We start from the raw sequence: 19,990 nt of genomic DNA on the forward strand, positions 1-19,990 counted from the left end.
AGGCACCATCACCACAGGAAACGGCCCGCAAGCCCAAGGACCCGGCCTTGACCCTGGACAGCCTGAGCATCGCCTTCGACATGCTGACGGACGGGGCCGCCCTGTTCGATGCGCAGGAAAGGCTGATACGCGCCAATCCCGCCTTCCGGGCGCTTTTCCCGGCCACGTCGCCCCAGATGGTGCCCGGCGTGACCTTCGAAGCGCTGCTGCGCGCCGGGATTCGGGTGGGGGAGAACCCTTCCGCCCGTGGCCGCGGGGAAGAGGATTTCGTCGCCGAACGGCTTTGCGAACTGCGCCGTGCCGATGGCCGGCCGGTGGAGTTCCGCCTGCCCGACGGCCGCTGGATTCGCGTGCAGGACCGGCGCCTGCCCGATGGCGGCATCCTGTGCCTGCGCACCGAGATCACCGAACTGAAACGCCGCGAGGTGGCGTTGAGCGACAGCGAGCAGCGCTATCGCCAGTTGGTCGATCTGTCGCCCGACGGCATCGCCGTGCACGATCTGCAAGGCTGGGGACGGTTCATCAACAAGGCCGGCAGGACCATCCTGGGCCTGGCCCCCGACCTGGAAGCGCGGGGGGTCCATATCCTGTCCTTTGCCAGCCCCGAGGCGCGGCCCCTGGCAGAGATGCTGTTCCGGCGGGTCACGGGCGGAGAGCCGGTGTCTCAGATGCGTATCGGCCTGCAAAGCTGCGATGGCAGCGAGAGACTGGCGGAAATGTCCGCCGTCCCCTTCCAGACGGGGGAGGAACGGCTGGTGCTGTGCCTGTTCCGCGATGTCACGCACGAGGCGGCGGCCAGTCTGCGCCTGCGCGAGAGCGAGGCGCGTGCGCGTTCCATCCTGGATACGGCCATGGACTGCATCGTGTCCATCGACGGTGACGGAACGGTGCTTGAATTCAATCCCGCCGCCGAACGTACATTCGGATGGACCCGGGCAGAGGCCGTGGGCCGGACACTGGTCGATCTGATTGTGCCGCACCATCACCGGGACCCGTCCGATACGGGGCTGGCCGCGCTGCTGGCCGGGCGGAACGATACGATGCTGGGCCGCCGCATGGAGACGGAGGCCAGGCGGCGCGACGGCAGCACGCTGCCCATCGAACTGGCCGTCACGGCCGTGCCGCTGGGACCGGGCCGGCGCTACACGGCCTATCTGCGCGACATCACCGACCGCCGGCAGGCCGAGCACGAGATATGGGAGAAGACCCGCATCCTGGACAGCATGATGGACAATGTCGGGATCGGCATCGAGGTGTATGACGCCGATGGCCGGCTGCTTGTCGCCAATCGCCGCGTGTCGGAGCTTCTGGACATTCCACCGGGTTTCATGCGCCCGGGCCTGAAGGACCATGACCTTGTCGTGTTGCTGGCCCGGCAGGGTGAATATCCAGGCGAGACGGTCGAGGAAAGTCTGGCCGACTATGACCGCATCCGACGGCTGGGCGTGCATTTCAGTGAGCGCCAGCGGCCTAACGGCGCCTGGCTGCAGGTCCGGCATTTTCCCATGCCGGGCGGCGGCTTCGTCGTGCTGTTCGCCGACGTGACGGAACAGAAGCGGCTGGAAAGCCAGTTCCTGCAGGCCCAGAAGATGGAGGCGCTCGGCCAGCTTGCCGGTGGGATCGCGCATGATTTCAACAATATCCTGTCGGTCATCGGCGGTTATGCCGGCATGGCCCGCATGGGTGTGGCCGCGGACAGCCCCTTGGCCGGCTATCTGGCCAAGATCGGCCAGGGCGTGGACCGGGCCGCCGCCCTGACGCGGGAGTTGCTGACTTTCTCGCGCCAGAAGGGCGTAACCCCGTCGCGCCCCATCGACCTGGGCGGGGTGCTGCGGGGGCAGGAATTCCTGCTGAAGCCGCTGCTGGGCGCCACCATCGACCTGACCCTGTCGGTGCCCGACGATCCGGTCTGGGTTGCCATCGACCCGGATATGGTGGCCCAGGCGCTGCTGAACCTGGCCATCAATGCCCGCGACGCGATGCCTGGCGGTGGCCCGCTGTCGGTCGTGCTGGAAACAGTGGAAACCGGGTCCCCGCCCGCCGGTCTGGCGCCGGGCGCCCATGCGCTGCTGTCGGTCACCGACCGGGGCACGGGCATGCCGCCGGAACTGCTGGACCGCATCTTCGACCCGTTTTTCACGACGAAGCCGCCGGGCCAGGGCACCGGCCTGGGGCTGGCCATGGTCTATGGCACCGTCACCCAGGCCGACGGCACCATCCTGGTGGACAGTCAGCCCGGCCACGGCACCCGCTTCACCCTGTGGCTGCCGCTGGCCGTACCGCCGGTGGCGGCAGCCGTCACCGGTGCCGACCCCCGCCCCGGGGCCGCAGTTGCGCCGGCAACGATCCTGGTGGCGGAGGATGAGCCGGAGTTGCTGACCCTGGTCACGGCCTTCCTTGAACAGGACGGCCATCATGTGCGCGGTGCCGCCGATGGGGTGGAGGCGCTGGAACGGTTCGAGGAGGGCGGGGTCGACCTGTTGCTGACGGACCTTGTCATGCCCGCCCTGGGCGGGGTGCGGCTGGCCCATCTCGTGGGCGAGCTTGATCCAACGGTTGCCGTGCTGTTCATGACCGGCTATCCCGGTCGCGGCCACGCGGAAGTGACGGATTTGCCGTCCGGCATTCCCGTGCTGTACAAGCCCATCGACCCGGACGGCCTGCGGCGGGCCGTCGCCGATGCCCTGGCAGCGAAGAGAAGCACATGAACCGGCATTACATGCCCGAGGACCCGATCCGGTCCCTGCGCATCATGGTCGTGGAGGACCAGCCACAGACCCGGATCTGGATCGCCGATGTGTTACGCCAGATGGGAATCCGCGAGGTGCTGGCCGCCAATGATGGCAGCGATGCGCTGGACATGATCCAGAGCAACCCGCGCGGTATCGACCTGATCATCTGCGACTGGGCCATGCCGCGCATGAACGGGATGGACCTGCTGACGGCCGTTCGGGCCATCCGGCCGGACCTTCCCTTCATCATGGAAACGGGGCACGGCACCAAGGATCATGTGCTGGCGGCCCGCGCCCAGGGGGTGGATGCCTTCATCGTCAAGCCCTACAGCGCGGCCCAACTGGAGGTGCGGATACGCACGCTGGCCAAGAATATCCGCAATCGCAGCACAGGCGCGCCATGACCCCGCCCCGCCGGACCGCCCCCCTGGGCCTGATCTGCGCCATACCGGAGGAGATGGGCGAATTCTCACCCCTGTTCCGGCAGGAGGGAGAGGAACGGATCGCCGGTTTCCGCTTCCTGAACGGCCTGCTGGACGGGCAGCCCGTGGTGATGGTGGAAGCGGGGATCGGCAAGGTGAACGCGGCCGTGGTGGGGACGCTGCTGCTGCACCATCTGGGTGTGCGCGGGCTTTTGTTCTCCGGGGTGGCGGGCGGCATTGACCCGTCGCTGGCCGTGGGCGACGTGGTGATCGCCGACCGGTTGATCCAGCATGATTACGGGGCCCTGGCGGGGGGAGCGCTGAAACCCTATCAGCCGGGCGTGCCGCCGCTGCCGGGCTTCGACGAACGGTTCGGCTATCCGCTGGCCGACGGGCTGCACGATACGATCCGGGCGGCACTGGCCGGGCTGGACCTGTCCCCGGCGCCAGGGGCATCGCGCCCGGCACAATGGCGGTTCGGTACGGTGCTGACGGGCGACCATTTCCTCAATTGCGCCAGAACCAGGGCCGGGCTGTTCGACCGGTTCCAGGCACAGGCCATCGAAATGGAAGGAGCGGCACTGGCCCAGGTGGCGGCCCGGTTCGGGGTGCCGCTGGTGGTCGTGCGCGCCCTGTCCGATCTGGCGGGAGAGGAGAGCCACCTGGATTTTCCCGCCTTCGCCCGCAATGCCGCCGGCAACGCCGCCCGCATCATCCGCCGCATTGCCGCGGTGATCTGAAAAATCGCCCATGGCCCGACAGGCAGGGGCCGGCCCGGCCGTTGATAGGACGGGTCCGGCAACCCTGTCCCTGTAGGAGCGACCATGAGTATCAGCAGCATCAGCAGCGCCAACATCTATGCGCCGTCCGCCGCCGCCCGGCAGCAGCGGGCGCAGGAAAAATTCCAGGCCGCCGACGCGGACGGTTCCGGTGGCCTTTCGCTGGAGGAGTTCAGCGCTGCCGGTCCGAAGGGAGCGGACGCCAACGCCCGTGCCGCCGGCAGACCCAGCGCGGAGGACATGTTTGCCTCCCTAGACAGCGATGGTGACGGCAACCTGACCCAGGCAGAAATGGAAACCGCGTTCCAGCGCATGGGTGACGGCACGCGCCGCACCCTGCTGGATGCCCAGGAACAGGCCGGCGGTGCTGGTGGGCCCCCGCCGGGCGGTCAGCCCGGTCCCGGTGGACCACCGCCCCGGGCCAGTGCTGGCAATGACCTGAGCGGCCTGACCACCGGTTCCACACAGGATGACAGCGCGGAAGAAGACCCGATCAGCGCCCTGATCAGCCAGTTGCAAAGTGCCATCGCCAGCTATGGTCAGAAGACGGGCACCAGTCAGGCCGCAAGCAGCCTTGCCGCCACCGCCTGACATATCCGCACCGGTCCCGCCGGCAATCGCATGCCGTCGGCGGGATCTGTCGGGGAACCCGACGGTTCCTCGCACCTTGCGGGGGGGACAAGGTGGCAACCAAAGGTCATAACCCATGTCCTCCCCGAATTTTTTAGACCATTATCAATTGGTTATAGGGCTAAGCTTCACTTGCCAGCCTTTACCTTTGTCGTCACTATCCCCATGTCTCCTGACGACAACCACAAGGGATGAGGCGAGAAATGGCCACCGCACCGGCGATCAATATCGGCATCACCGACGAGAACCGCGCCCGCATCGCGGACGGGCTGTCGCGCCTGTTGGCCGACAGCTACACGTTGTTTCTGAAGACCCACAATTTTCATTGGAACGTCACCGGGCCGATGTTCAACACGCTGCACACCATGTTCATGGCGCAGTACACTGAACTGTTCACCGCCGTGGACGAGGTGGCGGAGCGTATCCGCGCGCTGGGGTTCCATGCGCCCGGCAGCTACAGCCAGTTCGGCAAGCTGGCCTCCGTGAAGGAGGAAACCGAGGTGCCGCGCGCCCAGGACATGATCCGCCAACTGGTGGAAGGACATGAGACCGTGGCCCGCACGGCCCGCACGATATTCCCGCTGGTGGAGGAAGCCGGCGACGAGCCAACCGCTGATCTGTTGACACAGCGTATGCAGGTGCATGAAAAGACTGCCTGGATGTTGCGTTCCATGCTTGAGTAACCGAACGGAGTTCGACGGAACAATGACAGGTTTGAAGACAGCGCCGCGTATCGCGGCGCTGACCTTTTTCTTGATGTCCACGCCTGCGGCCCTGGCCCAGGTTCCCCAGACCTCCCCCCTTCCCGAAGGTATAGAGGTGATGATCCGTCAGGCGGCAACGCGGGACGGTACGGCGCTGGACACGGTCGAATCACTGGCTCTGGATGCCTATCCCGACCACGCCGAGGCCATCGGCGCGCTCACCAGGGACCTGCGTGATCAGCGCAAGAAGGCCGAGCGGGATGCCAAACGGGCCGCCGGCAGCAGCGTCATCGCCGGCTGGAGCGGCGATGGCGAACTGGGCGCTTCCCTGTCCTCGGGCAATACCGACGACCGGTCGCTCGCCATCCGCCTGAACCTGGTGAAGGAGACGCTGCGGTGGCGTCATGAGATCACCAGCAGCGCCGACCTGCAGCGGGCGTCAGGCGAAACCTCCAAGGAACGTTATACGGCCGGGTACAAGCCCAATTATTTCATCAATCCCCGGCTTTACGCGGCCGGTGAGTTCACCTGGGAACGCGATCTGTTCGCCGGGTACCGCCACCGGCTGACCGAAACGGTCGGTATCGGTTACCTGATCCTGGACAGCGACGGCAAGCGCCTTTCGGTGGAGGGCGGCCCCGGTGCCCGGCACAGTTTCCAGGTCCGCGCGCCCGGCGTGTCGGCCGTGGAACATGAATTCGTGTTCGGCGCCAACGCCAATTACACCCAGGAATTCAACGAAAACATCAAGTTCGCGCAGACCATCAAGACATTGACCGGCGACCAGAACCAGACGCTGGAAAGCAGTTCCAGCCTGACCGCGCGGATCAATTCGCTGTTCTCCGCCCGCATCGGCTTCACGCTGCGCCATGAGACGGAGCCGCCGGATGACCGCAAGCAGACCGATACATTGAGCCGGGCGACGCTGGTCTATACATTCTGATCGATGAGGCAGGCGGCAATGGGGGGAACGGGTGGCTTACGTCTTGTTCCCCCTGCTGCTCTGGATTGCCTACGCGCTCTGGTTCCGGTTGCGGCAGGACACACTCCTGTTCCGCCCCTCTGCGCGTGCCACACCCCTGGCCGATGCCGGGCTGGGTGATTTCCAGCCCGTCTGGGCGCAGACGGCCGACGGGCTGCTGCTGGAAGGCAGCCTTCGCCCGGCGGACGGGCTGACCAAGCCCACCATCCTGTTGCTGCATGGCAGCCGGGGACAGGCGGCGGACCGGGCCGACCGGGCGCGGGTCCTGGCCGATGCGGGGTTTGGCGTGCTTCTGGCCGGTTATCGCGGCTATGCGGGCAATCCAGGCCGGCCGGGCGGGAACGCCCTGATGCTCGATGCCCGCGCCTGGGCCGACCTTCTCGTCACGCGCGGAATTTCCGGGGGAAGGCTGGTTCTTTACGGACAGGAAATGGGAGCGGTTCCGGCTGCCATGCTGGCGGGGGAGCGTGCAACGGCCGCCCTGGTCCTGGAAGCGCCCTGCCCCAGCATGGCCGGGCGGATGGGCAGGCGCTTCCCGCTGCTTCCCGTGCAGGCTCTGTTACGCCACCGGTTGAGCGTGACGGGCCTGCTGCCCATGGTGCGTGCCCCCACACTGATCCTGGGCAGCGCGGATGCGGAACTCGGAAAGCCGGCGGCGGCACCGCTGACGATTGTTCCCATGCCCTCCGGGCATGAAGATGGTGAATTGCCGCCGGACCAGTGCCGGGCACTTCTGGCCTTCCTGGGCGGCGAGGCGGCACGGACCAGGGCACGGCCCACACTGGAGCAGAAGACCCCCGCCGCCGGTGGCAGGGCCGTGGCCATTCGCCGCCCGGACAGCCCCGGGCCAGCGGGGTGACGGAGCAACCCTAGATACCCTCGCCCGCCTCAACGACATCAGACAGACGGTTGCGGATGGCATTGGCCGTGCTGCGGGCCGACGCATCGTCACGATGGCGCGGGCGCGGTGCGGCGATCCGGTCGGCAGAGCGCACGCCGGCCGGCGTGCCCGCCAGCAGGACGACGCGGTCGGCCAGATAGACGGCTTCGTCGATGTCATGGGTAACGAACAGGATCGTCTTGCCCGTGCGCTGCCACAGATCGACCAGTTCATCCTGCAAGGCCTGGCGCGTGATGGCGTCAAGCGCGCCGAACGGCTCGTCCATCATCAGCAGGTCGGGGTCAACGGCCAGTGCGCGGGCAATGGCCACGCGCTGGCGCTGGCCACCGGAAAGCTGGTGCGGCCAGCGGCCCGCCTTGTCGGCAAGGCCCACCAGGTCCAGCGCGTTCAGGGCCCTGCGGCGCTTCTCCGCCCGGTCCAGTCCCAGCCCCTCCAGCCCGAATTCCACATTCTTCACGACGCGCCGCCATGGCAGCAGGCGGGCATCCTGGAACACCATGGCATAAGGCCGCCGGCCCGGCGTTTCCGGGTGATCGCGCGTTACGGTGCCGGCGGAAGGTTTGACCAGACCAGCAATGACGCGCAGCAGCGTGGATTTCCCCACGCCCGATGCCCCAACCACCGCCACGAATTCCCCATCCTCGATATCCAGATGGAAATCCCTGAGAACGACGGTGCGGCCGCGGTCACTATCGAATGACAGCGTCAAATCCTTGATCGAAATCATGCTTTCCACGCCAGCAGACGGTCGCGCAGGGCGACGAAGATCATGTCGACGATGCCATACAGCAGCGCCATGGTGATCATGTAGACAACGACAATGTCGGTGGCCAGCAGGGACGAGGCCTGCATCATGCGCTGGCCCAGACCGGCCACGCCGAACAGTTCGGCCGCCACCACGGCCATCCAGGCCTGCCCCAGCCCTGTGCGCAGCCCCGCCATGATCGGCTGGATGGATGCCGGCAGAATCACCTTGAATAGCTTGGCGATGGGGGAGCGATGGCCGAAGGCGTCGGCCAGTTCGATCAGGTCGCGATCCACGGCCTGGACAGCCCCCAGCGCCGCGAAATAATTGATCCAGAAAACGCCGATGATGATGATGAAGTTGGCCGCCGTCGGCGACACGCCGAACCAGATGATGGCGAACGGCACCCAGGCCAGACCGGGAATGGGGCGCAGCAGGCGGACGATCCAGTTCGTCAGATCTTCCAGCGTCCGCGACATGCCGGTCGCCACGCCCAGCCCGACCCCCAGCGCCGAGCCCAGGAACAGGCCCGAAATATAATGGCCCAGGCTCTCCAGCACCGCGGAGTGCCAAGCGCCGGAACTGATCTCCCGCCAGAAGCTGGCCGGTATTTCGCTGGGTGCCGGCAACAGCATGGGCTTGACCACACCCAGGCGGGGCATGGCCTCCCAGATGGCCAGGAAGGTGATCACGCCCAGCAGGGAAAGCAGCAGGCGGCGGGTCTTGGAATGGGGCATGGGGGATCGTCGGCGTTTTACACAGCGTCGGCAAGATTGCCCGGCCAGAATTCCACACAAAAACCATCAGGTATCAATGGGAATTGTCGCAACCGTGCTGTCCGGTCCGCATCAGTTGCAATGAAGTGACTTTAAGAGATTTCCGTAACCAATTGAATGAAATGCAATGCCGTCCCCAGAACGGGGACGGCATTGCCCGGTGATCCTCAGCGGCCAGCGGCCTTCTGATAATAGGAAAGATCGAAGAGCTGCTCGACCGGCAGCGCCTCCTTCACCGTTCCCAGCTTCACCTGATAATCCTGAACGGTAGCCGTCTCGTTCAGGATGGCGGCCGGGTCGGTGTTGAACTTCACGGCCGGCGACTTCAGGGCCTGTTCGATCACGGCGCGCGGGATCAGGCCCTTGCCGATGGCCGATTCGACGGCGGCCACTGCGACGTCCTTGTCCGTGCGCAGCACTTCCGTCGCACGCGCCGTCAGTTCGACCAGCTTCTGCGCGATGTCGGGATGCCTGGCGGTGAAATCATCGGTCAGGGCGATGACATTGCCCGGCTGGTTCTTCAGGATGTCCCCACCATAGGCCAGCACCTTCACGTCCGGGTTGCGGCCGGTGATGATGGTCAGGGCCGGTTCGCGGATGATGGCGCCATCCACAGCCCCGGCCAGCAGGGCCTGCTGCGTTGCGTCGATGCCTTGCGGCACCAGTTCGACATGGGCTTTGTCGACCTTCGCCACTTCCCACAGCCAATATTGCAGGAAGGTGTTGGGGACGGAGCCGGCCGGCTGGGTGGCCAGCTTCAGCGGGCGGCCCAGCTTCTTGGACAGGGCGGCGATGGCCTCTGCCGGGCTGCCCGCGGTGGCGGCCAGGGCGGGACCGGCAGCAACCACCAGTTCTTCAACGGCCGTGGCGGCCACCACCTTGATGCCCACACCGCGGCCGCGCGCCACGATCACTGGTGCCACCCCGGCGATATAGGCATCCAGTGTTCCCGAGGCGACGGCCTGGATCATGTTCGGGCCGCTGTCGAACTGCTTGAGCTGCAGGTCGAAGCCGTTTTCCAGATCCCAGCCCTGGCTGTCGATGACGAAGGCCTGCGCGGCCCCCAGCACGGGGATATAACCGGCGCGCACCACCACCGGATCGGCAGCCTGGGCGGAGCCGGTGAAGGCCATGCCCACCAGGGCGGTGGCGGCGGCAAGGCGGGTGGCGAAACGCTTGAACGACATCGGGCAGGGCCTCCTTGAAACGTCGAAAACTTCTCTGGGCATTACGTCGGCTTGGATGAACCGTCGGGCTGAGGGTTTTACATCCCGAGGTTTTCGTCAATTATTATTGTGGTTTCTATTAAATAACATTATTCATGTGTGATATGCAAAATTGAACATACCAATTTTTCTTGGGGTTTTTCCTTGACAGTGGCGCCATGATCACCAAATCTGAACCCAAGATCGCATGGTCCGGGTTGCCCTTCCCTGCAGGGGCCGCGGGAATTTGACGAACAGCAGCTTGCGCCGCGTCATCAAACGCTAAAGCGCCACGAAGCCCCTTCGTGGTTTGGTTCAAACCATCGGTGATGAGAGGGCAGTAAAATGCACAAGAAAACCAAGTTCAGCATTCAACGGACCCCTCCCCGCTGCGGCCGAATGTCCGGGTGTTGACGCAGAACTTTTTGCGTCCTCCAGCATTATTACAGCGTTGTGCGGCAAGGCGATGAGCTTTGCCGTTGATGGGAGCAATTTTGACATGACGAACCAGGCTTTCAGTATCGAAACCAGCCGGTATACTGCCGGCATTGCCGTGGCCGATGGCCAGGGATTCCGCTTCTTCTCCGCCCATCCCCTGTTCGCCAGCCTGGATGGCCGGCATTTCAGCAGTGTGGCCGCCGCCGAGAAGGCCGCCCGCCGGCGGGAGAACGAGGCGCGTAACGGCATGCGCCGTCAGGACAGCCGCGGGCAGGTATTCCGGTCCTGGGGATTCAAGCCTGAAAGGGCCCAGGCCTGACAGGCCGGCATTGCCACAGCCCCGCGACATAGGCCGTAGCCGATAAGAATGAGGCCGGCGGGATGATCACCCGCCGGCCTTTTCATATCCGTCTTCCGTGCCCCTTCCGGGCCTGGGCGGAACTATCCCAGGCGGGCCAGCGCGTCGGCCAGCTTGGCCCGGGTGGTCTCGGCATCTGCGCGGCGCTCGCGCTGTTCCTCGATCACCTCTTCCGGTGCGCGATCGACGAAGTTGCGGTTCGACAGCTTGGCGTCGATCTTGCCGATCTCCTGCTCCAGCTTGGCGATCTCCTTGGCCAGCCGGGCCTTTTCCTTTTCCACATCGATGAAATCGGCCAGCGGCAGGATCAGCGTCGCCTCATCCAGCACAGACTGGGCCGACCCCTTGGGCGCGTCCTGCATCGTTGCCTCCACGCCCGACAGGCGGGCCAGGCGCAGGATCAGGTCGCGATGGGTGGCCAGCCGCGCCTGGGAAACCACGCTGGCATCCTTCAGCAACAGGGGAAGCTGGGCAGAAGGCGGAACGTTCATTTCGGCACGGACGGTGCGGATCGTGGAGATCAGGCGCACCACCCATTCCATCTCGTCGCCGGCCGCGGCATCGATCAGCCCTTCCTGGGCCACCGGCCAGGGAGCGGAAATCAGGGTCTGGCCCTGGCCGCCCAGCTTCTCGTTCAGTTCCTCGGTGATGAAAGGCATGATGGGGTGCAGCAGGTGCAGGATGCGGTCCAGCACCCAGGCCGTGGTGGCGCGGGTCTCGGCCTTGGCGGCCTCATCCTCCCCATTCAGGATGGGCTTGGTAAATTCCAGGTACCAGTCACAGAAGCTGTTCCAGGCGAACTGATAGATGCCGTTCGCCGCCTCGTTGAACTTGTAGGCGTCCAGCGCTTCGGTGACCCGGGATGCCGCCTGCTGCACGGCACCGACGATCCACTTATTGACTGTCAGCGTCACCTGGGACGGGTCGAAGCCCGGTACGGCGGCAACCTGGTTCATCTCCGCATAGCGCGCCGCGTTCCAAAGTTTCGTGGCGAAGTTGCGATAGCCTTCGACGCGGTTGACGGCCAGCTTGATGTCGCGGCCCTGCGCCGCCATGGCGGTCAGGGTGAAGCGCAACGCATCACAACCATACTGGTCGATGACGTTCAGCGGGTCGATGACGTTGCCCTTCGACTTCGACATCTTCTGGCCCTTCTCATCACGGACCAGGGCGTGGATATAGACAGTCCTGAACGGCACATCGCCCATGAAATGGATGCCCATCATCATCATCCGGGCCACCCAGAAAAAGATGATGTCGAAGCCGGTGACCAGGACATCGCCGGGGTAGTAGCGATCCAGTTCCGGCACCTTCTCCGGCCAGCCCAGGGTGCTGAACGGCCACAGAGCGGACGAAAACCAGGTGTCCAGCACGTCGGCATCGCGGGTGAGCGCCACACCAGCCCCGGCCAGGGCCTGCGCCTCTTCCTGCGTCTCCGCCACGAACACATTCCCGTCGGCATCATACCAGGCGGGAATCTGATGACCCCACCAGAGCTGACGCGAGATGCACCAGGGCTGGATGTTGCGCATCCATTCGAAATAGGTGTTTTCCCAATTCCTGGGCACGAACACGGTCTTGCCGGTTTCCACGGCCTCGATGGCCGGCTTGGCCAGCGTGGCGGCGTCGCAATACCATTGATCGGTCAGCCAGGGCTCGATCACCACACCGGACCGGTCGCCGTGCGGCTGTGTCATCTTGTGCGGGACGATCTGTTCCAGCAGTTCCAGTGCCTCCAGATCGGCCACGACACGCTTGCGTGCCTCATACCGGTCCAGGCCGCGATAAGCGTCGGGCACCGGCTCGCTGAACGCCTCCAGGCGACCATCGGCACCGGGCTTGTAGCCTTCAAATTCCTGCACGATGCGGGCATCGCGGTCCAGCAGGTTGATCAGCGGCAGCTTGTGGCGCCGGCCAACCTCGAAATCGTTGAAATCATGGGCCGGCGTGATCTTCACCGCGCCCGACCCCGTCTCCGGGTCGGCATAATCGTCCGCGACGATGGGGATCAGGCGACCGACGAGCGGCAGGCGCACGAATTTGCCGATCAGGTCCTTGTACCGCTCATCCTCCGGATGCACGGCCACAGCCGTGTCGGCCAGCATGGTCTCGGGCCGCGTCGTGGCGACAACGATATGGCGGCCTTCCTGGCCGTCGATGGGATAGCGGAAATGCCAAAGGTTACCGCTCACCTCCTTCTGCTCCACCTCCAGATCGGAAATGGCGGTGTGCAGCTTGGGGTCCCAGTTGACCAGGCGCTTGTCGCGATAGATGAGGCCCTGGCGGTACAGTTCCACGAACACCTTGCGGACGGCCTTGTTCAGGCCCTCATCCATGGTGAAGCGCTCCCGGCTCCAGTCGGTGGAAGCGCCCAGGCGGCGAAGTTGGCGCGTGATCGTGCCCCCGGATTCCGCCTTCCATTCCCAGACCTTCTCCAGGAATTTCTCCCGTCCCAGATCCTGGCGCGAAATACCCTCCTTCCCCAGGTTGCGTTCCACCACCATCTGGGTCGCGATGCCGGCATGGTCGGTGCCGGGCTGCCACAACGCATCCTTGCCGCGCATGCGCTGATACCGGGTCAGGATATCCTGCAAGGTGAAGGTCAGCGCGTGACCCATGTGCAGGCTGCCCGTCACGTTCGGCGGCGGCATCATGATGGTATAGGGCGTCTGGTTCGAATCGACATGCGCGGCGAACGCGCCCGTCGCCTCCCAACGCTGGTAATGGTTGGCTTCCACTTCCGAGGGGGAGAACGTCTTTTCCAACATGGCCGGGCCTTCCGGGTAAAAGGGATTGGGTTAGATAAAGGAAAAGGGGCGGCACCAGCAAGGCGCCGCCCCTTTTGTTCATGTCAAAGCAGGCAAGCGCGTCAGTCGAGCCCGCGCCGTACAACCCGCTCGATCTCCCGCTTGACCATGCGTTCCACCATGGTGGGAAGATTGTCATCAAGCCATTCACGGATCATCGGACGAACGATCTCGTAAACGATCTGCTCCAGCGTGACATCGCCACGCCCGACCGGGCCATCGCCTGTCAGGCTGGGGCCGCCACGGCGGAACCCGGCCAGACCCGATGCAAAGGCACGGCTGGCCGCATCGGCGGCATAATCGGAGATCAGCCCGCCATCATCCTGCAGGGGGGGTGGCGGACGGCGTGGCGGCGGTGGCGGCGCATAGAAGGGTTCCGGATCTTCCTCCGGCAACACCTGCGTCAACTCCAGCGGCTCGTCCTCTTCCTCATAGGACGGCAGCTCCGGTTCCGGGTCGAGTTCGGGCTCCGGCTCGAACATCGGCGGGGGTGGCGGCGGTGGCGGCGGGGGAGGAGGGGGTGGTGGCGGCGGCGGGGGAGGCGGCGGCGGCGCAGCAGCCGGCGCTTCCTCCGGTGGCGCCTCGCCATCTTCGGAAATGATCCTGCGGATGGAAGCGAGAATCTCTTCCATCGATGGTTCTTGTGAGGACCCTTTGTCGGCCATTGCGCGCGTAACCTGACCTTCCACGAATGTGGCGCCAAGCCTAGGGCAGAACGCTGCAAATTTCCACGAACTTGTTAATGGCGTTAAGAAAACGCCCCTGCCCGCCCCAAAAGGGACAGGGGAGGCGTCGCCGCCTCCCCTGTCCCGTTCGACACCGGCCGGTCAAGTCCACCGAATCAATCGATGGACAGGCCCCAGAACTTGTTGGACGCCCGGTTATAATGGCCTTCCACATCATAGACCTGAACCGCCAGTTCCAGCGTGTTCGCCGACAACTGACCGATGGCCGCCATCACCTGGAAGCTGGCCACGATCTCGTCACGCTGCGACCGGACCAGTTCGACCTGGGCGTTCAGCAATTCCTGTTCGGCATCCAGGGTATCCAGCACGGTGCGCGAGCCCACCGTCGCTTCCTGACGCACGCCTTCCAGCGCGATATTGGCGGCGCGAACCTGTTCCTCACGCGACTTGATGGATGCACGCGAGGTCACCAGTGCTTCCCATGACCGGATGGCGGTCTCGCGCGCCTGGCGTGTCGCCTCATCGATCTGGATGCGGCGCTGGGAGGCCGTCTGCTTGGCTTCACGCACACGGGCCGTCGTGCCGCCGGCCTCGTAAATGGGAATCGAGACGCGGGCCGTGATCGATCCGGTATCGTAGTCACCCAGCGTGCCGGGGCGATCCCAGGTACGGCTGTAAGTGCCGACCAGCGACACGGTGGGCAACAGTTCGCCGGCGACCTGATCGACGGCGGCATCGGCCGCGCGCTCGGCGAAACGGGCCGCAACGACCTGCGGATTGTTCTGTTCGGCCAGGGCGATCGTGGCCTCCAGCGAGGCCGGCAGGCCCATCAGGGGGGCCGGTTGCTGCAGGTTCTGCGGCGGTGCGCCGATCAGGCGGGTAAAGGTCGCGCGGCTGGCATTCAGCAGGCCTTCAGCCGCGATACGGTTGGACCGCGACAGGGCCAGACGCGACTCGGACTGGCTGACATCGGTGCGGGTGATCTCGCCCACCCGGAACCGGTCGTTGGAAGCATCCAACTGGCGCTGCAGCACCTGGACATTGTTGACATTCAGGTCCAGCACGGCCTGATCACGCACCACGTCGCTATAGGCCGTGGCGGCGGTCAGCAGCACGCTCTGCTCGGTCGCAAGCAGGGTAGCGCGCTGGGCCTGGACGAGGGCTTCCGCGCGGCTCATTCCCGCAACGGTGCGGCCGCCGCGAAACAGCGGCTGGACGACGGTGGCGCTGGCCGTCTTCTCATTCCAGTACGTGTCGGACGGTCCGTTCTTCTGTACGTTTCGGCCGACCTGGCCTTCGGCGGACAGGGTCGGCAGATAGCCGGCGCGGGCCTGCGGCACCAGTTCGTCGGTGGCACGCAACTGGGCGCGCGCGGCGTCGAGGGTGGGGTTGGATTCATAGGCCTGGGCCAGCGCATCCTGAAGGGATTGCGCCTGGGCGGGCGACAGGCCCAGCCCGAAGGCCAGCGCCACGGCCGGCAGGGCAGCACGCGCCGCATGGCGCAGGAACGGGCTGGTGGAAGTCGGCTTCTGACGGGTGGCGTCCATGTCAATACACCTTCATGGTCGGATCGATACGCCGGGCCCAAGCGTCGATTCCGCCCGCAAGATTGATGGCCCGGTCAAAACCCTGGGTACGCAGCCATTGTGTGGCGTGCGCGCTTCGCATGCCGTGATGGCACAGGACCGCGATATCACGATCCCGCGGCAATGCCGCCACGGCGGTCGGCAATTGTCCGAGGGGAATGTGAAGGCTTCCGCCGATATGGCAAAGTTCCACTTCCCAGGGTTCGCGCACGTCCAGCACAACCAACCCGTCATCCCCCCGGAGCCTCTCCGCCAAATCCTCCACCGTCACTTCATTGTCTGTGATGGGACGCACAGGCGGGGCTCCGTTCAACCGAAAGATCAGAAGCGGAAATCGGGCTTTGCCTCCAGCCCCGGCAGCAGCGCGGCGGAAGCGTCGAACAGGATGCGGCTGGAAACCTGGCCGCCGGACTTCTGATAGAGCCGGGCGACGCCCTGGCCGCTTTCGGGAATGACGACGGTGACCAGGCGGCCACCCTCGGCCAACTGGTCAAGCAGAACCTGTGGCACGGCGGCGACGGCCCCCTGGATGACGATGACATTGTAGGGGGCCTGACCGGCCCACCCGGCGTTCAGCGGGCCGCGCATGATAGCGGCATTGTCCACGCCCAGCGTCTGCATGGCCTGATCGGCCTGCGCCGCCAGATCGCCATCCGCCTCCACGGCCACGACGGTGGAGGCCAGACGGCCCAGAACGGCGGCGGAATAGCCCGTGGCCGTGCCGATATCCAGAACGATGTCGGTCGCCTCGATACGGGCTTCGTTCAGCAGGCGCGCCAGCACCATGGGTTCCAGCAGGAAGCGGCCGTTGCCAAGCGGAATGCTCTTGTCGACATAGGCGACGCCGCGCAGCCCGGCGGGCACGAACCGGTCGCGCGGAACGGCCAGAAAGGCATCGACCACACGCTGGTCGGTCACCTTGTTCGGCCGGATCTGGCCTTCGACCATGTTCAGACGGGCGGCGCTATATTCGGTGGGGGCCATCATGGACGGGTCTGTCGCGCTGGGGAAAACGAAGGGTGGCGTGAATCCGCAGAAGGAATTCCACGCTGCTATATATCCGCCCCGACCGCGGAACACAATGTTGCGCCTGCACCCTGAAAGCATCCGACGGAATAATTGCAGCAGACCCTTGACCAGCCCCTTTCCAGCCGTCTATATACCGGCCCCACCCCGGACGGCGAGAGCCGGAAGGCGGGCCATCGGCGCGGTGGCAGAATGGTGATGCAACGGACTGCAAATCCGTGAATCCGGGTTCGATTCCCGGCCGTGCCTCCAAGTTTTCAAGCCTGTCCGCCAGGTCAGAAGGCCCGCCCCAAACGGCGGGCCTTTTCGTTTTCCGGGGTCGATCCAGAAACTGGAAACGACCGGTTCTCAGCCCGCCGCCTCCAGTCCAATCGCCAGCAACCGGCGCAGTTCGGCTGGAGTCGCCGGGTCGGACACCAGAAGCGGCAGACGCAGCAGCGCGATCAGCGACAGGCTGTCGGTAATCTCACCCGACAGGGCCATGTGCAGCGCCTGGCGCAGGGGAAGACGCCGGACACGCAATTCCTCGGTATCGTCGGGCGCTGCCTCCCCTTCCGTCAGCCCCCAGGCCAGGAACAGGCTGCCCTCTTCGTCCGATACGCTGTTTGACAGCGCCACACGCTGGATGGGCAACAGATGGGCCGCCGTCACGCCTGTTTCCTCCCGCAATTCCCGCCGGGCACCGTCGACCGGGTCCTCCCCCATCGGAACACCACCCTCCGGGATCTCCCAACTGTAGCGGCCCAGCGGCAGCCGGTACTGGCCCACCAGCCAGGTGGAACCATCCGCTGCCACCGGTACGACCCCGACGGCATGATTGCGGAACCGGACCATGCCATAGACCCCCGGCGCGCCGCCGGGCTTCAGCACCTCGTGATGCTCCACGGCGATCCAGGGATTCTCATAGACGTTCCGGCTGGCCAGGATACGCCAGGGATTGCGGTCGGGATCGGGGAGCATGGGCCGCCTGCCAAAGGAGCTGGAAGACTTCAGGCTACTGGAAACAAAGGGTTTTTCCAAGATGGCCAAGAAAATGCGCCAAAATGCGAAACAGGGGTTTACAAACGGTGACCGGGTTGGCTATAAGCCCGCCCACCGCACGATGCGGCGCCCCGGAAGCGGTGTTCGTATCGTGAGCACTGATCCCAGGTAGCTCAGCCGGTAGAGCAGGCGGCTGTTAACCGCCCGGTCGGGGGTTCGAGTCCCTCCCTGGGAGCCAATCGGCAGGGCCGGATGTCAAAAGCATCCGGCCCTGTTGTTTCAGGTGAGATTGGCTTTATAATATGTGACGTTCCGGCATCTGAAATGGCCTGATCCCAGGTAGCTCAGCCGGTAGAGCAGGCGGCTGTTAACCGCCCGGTCGGGGGTTCGAGTCCCTCCCTGGGAGCCATTTCCGGATCATCGGGCGTGTCGCGCCCTCCTCTCCCCTGTCATTCGATCCTGAATGAAACCACCCGTCGCCGACTGGTGGGCGGCAACCCGCCTTGTTAAACGGATTGGGTCATACTGTCCGGATCATGCAGCCTGACAGGCCGTCATGGCCGGTCAGAGAAGCGGGATCACACGCCCGCTCCCCGTTCCCCCCCCCCGACCCCGTCAGCGCTTGCCGGCATTGGGAAACTTGGCGCGGTCCTCCGCATCGATGATGCCCAGCATGACGGTGCGGAACCCCTCCACCGCCGCGGCCCCGGCCGCGCGATAGGCCTGCGCGATGCGGGCGCGCTGGGCGTCCGACAGGGTGCGCTCCAGTTCCAGCCCCTTGTCGGTGAGGGTCAGCAACCGTTGGCGCCGGTCCCGCGTCCCCGGCCGCTGCGCGATATATTCCTGTTCCACCAGATCGGACAGCACGCGCGACAGGCTTTGCTTGGTGATCTGCAGGATACCCAGCAGCTCGGTCACCGTGATCTCGGGATAGCGGCCGACGAAATAGACGACGCGGTGATGAGCCCGTCCCAGACCGATCCGGGCCAGCATGGCATCCGGCTCCGCGGTGAAGTCGCGATAGGCATAGAACAGCAGCTCGATGCCCTGGCGAAGGTCCTCTTCACGCAGGAAGAGCGGGTTGGGTCCGGATTTTATGTCAGCCATGTTGACTTATTTCTGCAATTCTGTAACGTTAAGGCTACTCATAGGGACATAAAGTAACAAGGAAGCCCCAGCAATGTCGATCATCCCCTTCGATGACCGTGACGGTCATATCTGGTTCGATGGCGCGCTGATCCCGTGGCGCGACGCGAAGGTCCACGTCCTCACGCACGGCCTGCACTATGCAAGCTGTGTATTCGAGGGGGAGCGCATTTACAACGGTTCCATCTTCAAGTCCCGTGAACACAGCGAGCGGCTGAGGCGGTCAGCGGAACTGCTGGGCTTCACCATCCCCTTCAGTGCGGAGGAGATCGACGCGGCCAAGCTGGCCACGTGCCGCGCCGCCAATCTCACCAACGGCTATCTGCGGCCCGTCGCCTGGCGCGGCAGCGAGATGATGGGCGTGGCCGCACAGCAGAACAGGATTCACATGGCCGTTGCCTGCTGGGAATGGCCCAGCTACTTCAGCCCGGAAGCACGGATGAAGGGCATCCACCTGCAACTGGCGCGCTGGCGCCGCCCGGCCCCCGACACGGCCCCGTCGGAGGCCAAGGCCGCCGGCCTTTACATGATCTGCACCCTGTCCAAGCACGAGGCGGAGCAAAACGGTTTCCAGGATGCCCTGATGCTGGATTACCGCGGCTATGTGGCGGAGGCGACGGGCGCCAACTTCTTCATGGTGAAGGACGGCGTTCTGCACACGCCGACGCCCGACTGCTTCCTGGACGGCATCACCCGCCGGACCATCATCGATCTGGCACGCCAGCGCGGCTATCAGGTGGTGGAGCGTCACATCCTTCTTGAGGAGGTGCGGGACGCCACGGAGGTCTTCCTGACAGGATCGGCAGCGGAAGTCACCCCGGTGGGACGCATCGGCGACTGGACCTATATACCGGGCCAGGTGTGCCGCACCCTGATGCTGGATTATGACACGCTGGTGAACGGCCGCCCCCTGGCCGTGGCGGCGGCATAGCGGCCGGAGGGGGTACCGGCTGGTGCCACCGTCAACGGGCCAACGGGCGGGCGGCGGCGGGGGTGTCATAGCAACGGTCGGAATATTTGGCCGTTGGTATCGGCGGGGACCGCCGCCGCCGCGCCGCACGTGCGGCGTAGCCAAGCAACTGTTTT

Annotated in this window: 19 protein-coding genes and 3 tRNA genes; 12 read left to right on the plus strand and 10 right to left on the minus strand. The window is 65.1% G+C overall.

What is annotated here, in order from left to right:
- The first annotated feature begins 47 nt into the window (after positions 1 to 47).
- The 7 genes from ACM9LZ_RS15765 (at position 48) to ACM9LZ_RS15795 (ending at position 7,108) form a co-directional block, all read left to right on the plus strand.
- On the plus strand, positions 48 to 2,708 hold the full coding sequence (locus tag ACM9LZ_RS15765; RefSeq protein ID WP_416620449.1) for a PAS-domain containing protein: 2,661 nt from the start codon (positions 48 to 50) through the stop codon (positions 2,706 to 2,708).
- On the plus strand, positions 2,705 to 3,136 hold the full coding sequence (locus tag ACM9LZ_RS15770; protein ID WP_416620450.1) for a response regulator: 432 nt from the start codon (positions 2,705 to 2,707) through the stop codon (positions 3,134 to 3,136). The genes ACM9LZ_RS15765 and ACM9LZ_RS15770 overlap by 4 nt, the downstream gene beginning before the upstream one ends.
- Entirely contained in the window at positions 3,133 to 3,894 is a 762-nt protein-coding gene (locus tag ACM9LZ_RS15775) for a 5'-methylthioadenosine/adenosylhomocysteine nucleosidase (RefSeq protein ID WP_416620451.1), read from the plus strand. The genes ACM9LZ_RS15770 and ACM9LZ_RS15775 overlap by 4 nt, the downstream gene beginning before the upstream one ends.
- Positions 3,895 to 3,978: 84 nt before the next feature.
- A complete protein-coding gene (locus ACM9LZ_RS15780; protein WP_416620452.1) occupies positions 3,979 to 4,524 on the plus strand; it encodes a hypothetical protein in 546 nt (181 codons plus the stop codon).
- A gap of 242 nt (positions 4,525 to 4,766) precedes the next feature.
- Positions 4,767 to 5,246: a Dps family protein gene (locus ACM9LZ_RS15785; RefSeq protein ID WP_416620453.1), complete on the plus strand. Its 480-nt coding sequence runs from the start codon at positions 4,767 to 4,769 to the stop codon at positions 5,244 to 5,246.
- Between the two features lie 73 nt (positions 5,247 to 5,319).
- Positions 5,320 to 6,210 carry a DUF481 domain-containing protein gene (locus tag ACM9LZ_RS15790; RefSeq protein ID WP_416620454.1) on the plus strand — a complete coding sequence of 297 codons (891 nt, stop codon included), beginning with the start codon at positions 5,320 to 5,322 and terminating at the stop codon, positions 6,208 to 6,210.
- Between the two features lie 31 nt (positions 6,211 to 6,241).
- On the plus strand, positions 6,242 to 7,108 hold the full coding sequence (locus ACM9LZ_RS15795) for an alpha/beta hydrolase (RefSeq protein WP_416620455.1): 867 nt from the start codon (positions 6,242 to 6,244) through the stop codon (positions 7,106 to 7,108).
- A gap of 10 nt (positions 7,109 to 7,118) precedes the next feature.
- Here the strand turns inward: ACM9LZ_RS15795 and ACM9LZ_RS15800 are convergent, their stop codons facing one another.
- From ACM9LZ_RS15800 to ACM9LZ_RS15810, 3 genes are all read right to left on the minus strand, one after another.
- Complete coding sequence (locus tag ACM9LZ_RS15800; protein ID WP_416620456.1) at positions 7,119 to 7,877, minus strand: ABC transporter ATP-binding protein; 759 nt, start codon at positions 7,875 to 7,877, stop codon at positions 7,119 to 7,121.
- Positions 7,874 to 8,632 (minus strand): ABC transporter permease, encoded by a 759-nt coding sequence (locus ACM9LZ_RS15805; RefSeq protein WP_416620457.1) that lies wholly within the window; start codon positions 8,630 to 8,632, stop codon positions 7,874 to 7,876. Before ACM9LZ_RS15805 ends, ACM9LZ_RS15800 begins: the two co-directional genes overlap by 4 nt.
- Before the next feature lie 206 nt (positions 8,633 to 8,838).
- Entirely contained in the window at positions 8,839 to 9,858 is a 1,020-nt protein-coding gene (locus ACM9LZ_RS15810; protein WP_416620458.1) for an ABC transporter substrate-binding protein, read from the minus strand.
- Positions 9,859 to 10,375: 517 nt separating this feature from the next.
- Between ACM9LZ_RS15810 and ACM9LZ_RS15815 the strand changes: the two genes are divergently transcribed.
- Positions 10,376 to 10,633 carry a hypothetical protein gene (locus tag ACM9LZ_RS15815; protein WP_416620459.1) on the plus strand — a complete coding sequence of 86 codons (258 nt, stop codon included), beginning with the start codon at positions 10,376 to 10,378 and terminating at the stop codon, positions 10,631 to 10,633.
- 122 nt (positions 10,634 to 10,755) lie between these two features.
- Here the strand turns inward: ACM9LZ_RS15815 and ACM9LZ_RS15820 are convergent, their stop codons facing one another.
- The 5 genes from ACM9LZ_RS15820 to ACM9LZ_RS15840 form a co-directional block, all read right to left on the minus strand.
- Positions 10,756 to 13,440, minus strand: a complete 2,685-nt coding sequence (locus ACM9LZ_RS15820; RefSeq protein ID WP_416620460.1) for a valine--tRNA ligase — start codon at positions 13,438 to 13,440, stop codon at positions 10,756 to 10,758.
- 101 nt (positions 13,441 to 13,541) lie between these two features.
- Positions 13,542 to 14,111, minus strand: a complete 570-nt coding sequence (locus tag ACM9LZ_RS15825) for a DUF2497 domain-containing protein (protein WP_416620461.1) — start codon at positions 14,109 to 14,111, stop codon at positions 13,542 to 13,544.
- Between the two features lie 209 nt (positions 14,112 to 14,320).
- Positions 14,321 to 15,712: a TolC family outer membrane protein gene (locus ACM9LZ_RS15830; RefSeq protein ID WP_416620462.1), complete on the minus strand. Its 1,392-nt coding sequence runs from the start codon at positions 15,710 to 15,712 to the stop codon at positions 14,321 to 14,323.
- Between the two features lies 1 nt (position 15,713).
- A complete protein-coding gene (locus ACM9LZ_RS15835; protein WP_416620463.1) occupies positions 15,714 to 16,046 on the minus strand; it encodes a rhodanese-like domain-containing protein in 333 nt (110 codons plus the stop codon).
- 26 nt (positions 16,047 to 16,072) lie between these two features.
- Positions 16,073 to 16,738 carry a protein-L-isoaspartate O-methyltransferase family protein gene (locus tag ACM9LZ_RS15840; protein ID WP_416620464.1) on the minus strand — a complete coding sequence of 222 codons (666 nt, stop codon included), beginning with the start codon at positions 16,736 to 16,738 and terminating at the stop codon, positions 16,073 to 16,075.
- Positions 16,739 to 16,955: 217 nt separating this feature from the next.
- On the opposite strand from ACM9LZ_RS15840, the gene ACM9LZ_RS15845 reads away from it, so the two are divergent.
- Positions 16,956 to 17,029: transfer RNA gene (locus ACM9LZ_RS15845), tRNA-Cys, on the plus strand.
- A gap of 96 nt (positions 17,030 to 17,125) precedes the next feature.
- Here ACM9LZ_RS15845 and ACM9LZ_RS15850 read toward each other — a convergent pair.
- Entirely contained in the window at positions 17,126 to 17,737 is a 612-nt protein-coding gene (locus ACM9LZ_RS15850; protein WP_416620465.1) for an NUDIX domain-containing protein, read from the minus strand.
- A 183-nt stretch (positions 17,738 to 17,920) separates the two neighbouring features.
- Between ACM9LZ_RS15850 and ACM9LZ_RS15855 the strand changes: the two genes are divergently transcribed.
- Both ACM9LZ_RS15855 and ACM9LZ_RS15860 read left to right on the plus strand, forming a co-directional pair.
- Positions 17,921 to 17,996 (plus strand) — tRNA-Asn (locus tag ACM9LZ_RS15855).
- Positions 17,997 to 18,091: 95 nt separating this feature from the next.
- Positions 18,092 to 18,167 (plus strand) — tRNA-Asn (locus tag ACM9LZ_RS15860).
- Between the two features lie 206 nt (positions 18,168 to 18,373).
- Here the strand turns inward: ACM9LZ_RS15860 and ACM9LZ_RS15865 are convergent.
- Positions 18,374 to 18,865 carry a MarR family winged helix-turn-helix transcriptional regulator gene (locus ACM9LZ_RS15865; protein WP_416620466.1) on the minus strand — a complete coding sequence of 164 codons (492 nt, stop codon included), beginning with the start codon at positions 18,863 to 18,865 and terminating at the stop codon, positions 18,374 to 18,376.
- Between the two features lie 73 nt (positions 18,866 to 18,938).
- On the opposite strand from ACM9LZ_RS15865, the gene ACM9LZ_RS15870 reads away from it, so the two are divergent.
- Positions 18,939 to 19,835, plus strand: a complete 897-nt coding sequence (locus ACM9LZ_RS15870; RefSeq protein ID WP_416620467.1) for a branched-chain amino acid aminotransferase — start codon at positions 18,939 to 18,941, stop codon at positions 19,833 to 19,835.
- The last annotated feature ends 155 nt before the right edge of the window (positions 19,836 to 19,990 follow it).

Origin of the sequence: Niveispirillum fermenti, from assembly GCF_048066175.1 — a bacterium.
Taxonomy (GTDB): Bacteria; Pseudomonadota; Alphaproteobacteria; order Azospirillales; family Azospirillaceae; genus Niveispirillum; species Niveispirillum fermenti.